Annotated in this window: 6 protein-coding genes; 3 read left to right on the top strand and 3 right to left on the bottom strand. The window is 25.4% G+C overall.

What is annotated here, in order from left to right; all coding sequences use genetic code 11:
• Nucleotides 1–101: 101 nt before the first annotated feature.
• Nucleotides 102–602, bottom strand: coding sequence for a ferritin-like domain-containing protein (locus HCG70_RS17100; protein ID WP_042402126.1), 501 nt, complete (start codon nucleotides 600–602; stop codon nucleotides 102–104).
• Between the two features lie 208 nt (nucleotides 603–810).
• Complete coding sequence (locus tag HCG70_RS17095) at nucleotides 811–1419, bottom strand: hypothetical protein (RefSeq protein WP_042402128.1); 609 nt, start codon at nucleotides 1417–1419, stop codon at nucleotides 811–813.
• Nucleotides 1420–1661: 242 nt separating this feature from the next.
• Here HCG70_RS17095 and HCG70_RS17090 point away from each other — a divergent pair, with 242 nt between their 5' ends.
• The 3 genes from HCG70_RS17090 to HCG70_RS17085 all read left to right on the top strand — a co-directional run bounded on the left by HCG70_RS17090 (nucleotide 1662) and on the right by HCG70_RS17085 (nucleotide 3176).
• Complete coding sequence (locus HCG70_RS17090; protein ID WP_042402131.1) at nucleotides 1662–2078, top strand: DUF3785 family protein; 417 nt, start codon at nucleotides 1662–1664, stop codon at nucleotides 2076–2078.
• Nucleotides 2079–2270: 192 nt separating this feature from the next.
• Nucleotides 2271–2402 carry a clostri-philic family protein gene (locus tag HCG70_RS17610; RefSeq protein WP_260457856.1) on the top strand — a complete coding sequence of 44 codons (132 nt, stop codon included), beginning with the start codon at nucleotides 2271–2273 and terminating at the stop codon, nucleotides 2400–2402.
• A gap of 105 nt (nucleotides 2403–2507) precedes the next feature.
• Complete coding sequence (locus HCG70_RS17085) at nucleotides 2508–3176, top strand: peptidylprolyl isomerase (RefSeq protein ID WP_042402134.1); 669 nt, start codon at nucleotides 2508–2510, stop codon at nucleotides 3174–3176.
• Nucleotides 3177–3265: 89 nt separating this feature from the next.
• Here the strand turns inward: HCG70_RS17085 and HCG70_RS17080 are convergent.
• The coding region (locus HCG70_RS17080) for an IS3 family transposase (RefSeq protein ID WP_221698065.1) at nucleotides 3266–3350 on the bottom strand (85 nt) is incomplete at its 5' end.

Here is a 3350-nt window from a genome sequence, read left to right as displayed (position 1 = left end):
AAATATAACTGGAAATAAAATTTCCAGTTATACATTTTATTATATTTATATTTTACACAAATTTTTAGATATCCTCGTAATTTAAGTAGAATGACAAAAAATTATTGTTCAACGTACTTTTTATAAAGTCCCAACAATAATTGAATATGATATTCTTCATCTAATATTATTCTTTTAATAATATCATTTATATTTTCATCATTGATTTTTGTTATTGTTTCTTTATATTGTTTTATTGCAGATTTTTCATCATTTATATCAACTGTTAAGATATATTTTAGTGATGATAAATCATAATCAACAAGTTTAGAAGACCAATAATGTGGTTTCTTATTATTAATCCAATAACCAGGTTCTGCTCCAAGTTGTACTAATATTTCACCAAGTAATTCTAAGTGATGCATTTCTACAATTGATATTCCACGAAGTGTTTGAGAAACTTCAATGTTTTCATAGACATAAGATATTTGATGATAAGTATACTGTGCAATTGCATCAAATTCAGAAATAGAACTTGCATAATTTTGTAAAATTAAATCAATGTATTGAGGATTTTTATCTTTAACATTTACTTCTGGATATGGAAGATCTACAGAATACATTTAAAATACTCCTTACTTTAATATACTAAACATTATATGTTATGAAGTTAAAAGCCAATTTGTTAATTAAGTAATAAACATAAAAGGTATATGGAAAAATAAATTATAGTTAATAAATAAAAAATAGAAATGACATAAAAAATAAAGCTTAAGTTTAAGCTTTATTTTTTTTTATATTTAATTAGAATAATTTGTATATTAATTAGTTTTACGGAATTAATCTTGAAAGAGCTTTTGATAATCTTTGAGATTTAAATACTGAGTAATTATTTTCAAGATAGTTTTGATAATTTTCTTCACTAATAATACCTTCATATACAAAAGTTTTATTAGGAATCTCTAGTAAGTCCATAGGTTTAATAACTTCAGGAAGCTTGTCCGTTTTGTATATACCACTATTAATAAGCAGTTCAGCTACGAATTGAGAGCAGAAATAATACTTTTCTCTTTTAAGAGGTCTATTGAAATATGCAGTCACTGTACCAAGAACGCTATATTTATAATCATCTTTATTTTTAAAGAAATTATCTATTGAATTTTGTAAATATGTTAACTGTTCATCTGTAACATCAATTTTATATACTAAGCACTTACTTTTAGGATACATTGCAAAAACACCAGAATAAAGATTTTCTTCAACTAATCCAGCAGGTAAAACTTTTGAAGGGATTTTACGTCCAAAAGAAAACATCTGAGTAAATGAAGCATCTAAAGAAAGCGAAACATGAGAGTATTCCTTTTGAGTAAAAAGTGCAATTATATTTGAAAATGTAGTACCAGTTCTTGAGAGTACTATATATATGTGTTTATTGTTCAAAATAACCCCCGCCTTTAAATAAGTAGTTATTTACTAAAAATTCCTAGTAAATGTAATATTAAGTATTTCTTTAAGTTATGAAAGACTTATTTTATATTTTACACTAAATTTGATGAACTGTTAATAATTATTTTACAAAATTCATGTTATCTTTAATTACATCTCTTTATTAAATAAACTTGATATGTTATTATGTGTTAATACGATATAGATTATAGTTCAATTGAAGGGATGTTGATTAAATGGAATTTAAATTTAAATACAACGAAAAAGAATATATATTAAATGAACAGAACTTAGAGTACTTCGTAAATGATGAAGTTAATCCAATTATGGATGTTAATGAGGAAAAAATAATAGAAATTTTAAATAATAGTGATAAAGTTGATTTTTCAAAGGCATATTTTGATTTGCCATGTGAAAATTGTAAAACAGGATTAGAAGAAAAAAAGAAATTTTTTGATTTTTTAGGATTTAATTTTTACATATATGCAAAAGATAGAAAATATGTTGTTAGCACATTAGATAGAGAATATGAAGGAATGAGTTTTAATAGATTACAAAAAAGTGGAAAAGTTAATGAAAGTTATATAGTAATAATCAATGTTTGTAAGCATTGTGGAAGTTATTCAATAGAAATAGAGGAATTTGAAGTATAGGTAAGACGTTGAAAGTTAAAAATGACAAGTAACAAGTTAAGCGAGAAGTTTCTGAAGAGATAATTTAAAAAATTAAGTTTGGTAGAATTAATTTTTCAATTTATTAATTGGTACTTGGCACTTATCGTTAAATAAAGTGTATTATATACGACCTTTTGTGAAAAAATAAAGCTGAAGGGAGTGTGTTTTTTAATGAGCGATAAGATAAAAGATAAGAAATATCAAAAAGGAGAAAGAAGACAAAAACTTCACCAAAATCAAAATAATGTAGGTAATGATAAAAATCCTAGTGAATATAAAAGTTTTGATGGAGAAAATCTTTAATTAATTTTGATAAAAGCAATATAAGTTTATTGAATTGAAACTCAGCTTGATGGCTGAGTTCTTTTTTGATATTATAAAAATATTAAAACTTTAGGGAGTGGGTTTATGAATAAAATTTTAAAAGTTGGAGTTGTATTAATAGGAGTAAGTGCTGCAGTAATTGGACTTGTAGGGTGTGCTTCAAATAATGCCTCTAAAGAAGAAAATAAAAATGATCAAGCATGGAATCAAAAAGTAGAAGCGCCAGAAGAATTACCTATAGCAACAATAAAGATTAAAGATTATGGAACCGTTGTAGCTGAATTATATCCTGATAAGGCTCCTAATACGGTGAATAATTTTATTTCATTAGCAAATTCAGGTTTTTATGATGGATTAACTTTTCATAGAATAATAAAAGGATTTATGATACAAGGAGGATGTCCAGAAGGAACTGGAACAGGAGGACCTGGATATTCAATTAAAGGAGAATTTACTAAAAATGGATATGAGTATAATAATTTAGCTCATACAGAAGGTGTTTTATCTATGGCTAGAGCAAATGATCCCGATTCAGCAGGAAGTCAATTCTTTATTATGGCGGAAGAAGCACCACATTTAAATGGACAATATGCTGCATTTGGTAAAGTAACTGAAGGATTAGATATTGTTAAGACTATAAATTCAGTAAAAACAAATTCAAATGATAAACCATTAACAGATGTTATTATTGAAGAGATAAGAGTGGATACAAAAGGAATTGATTATTCTGAACCTGTAAAAATAGAAGAATAAAATTTATTTACATATAAAATAAGAAAGAACTATACAGAAAATTATTAATTTTAAAGTGGACCCTATGTCAAGGACATTAAAAAAAGGGGCTAAGCTGCTAAAAGCTGATTTCTGTATTTTACAGGAGTCAGCCTTTTTAAATTCCATTGATAACGGTAATTATTATAATAATTT

Source organism: Clostridium sp. K04 (genome assembly GCF_019734375.1).
GTDB lineage: Bacteria > Bacillota > Clostridia > Clostridiales > Clostridiaceae > Clostridium > Clostridium saudiense.
Note: the sequence above shows the minus strand (reverse complement) of the source record. Positions and strands in the feature narration are given on the sequence as shown.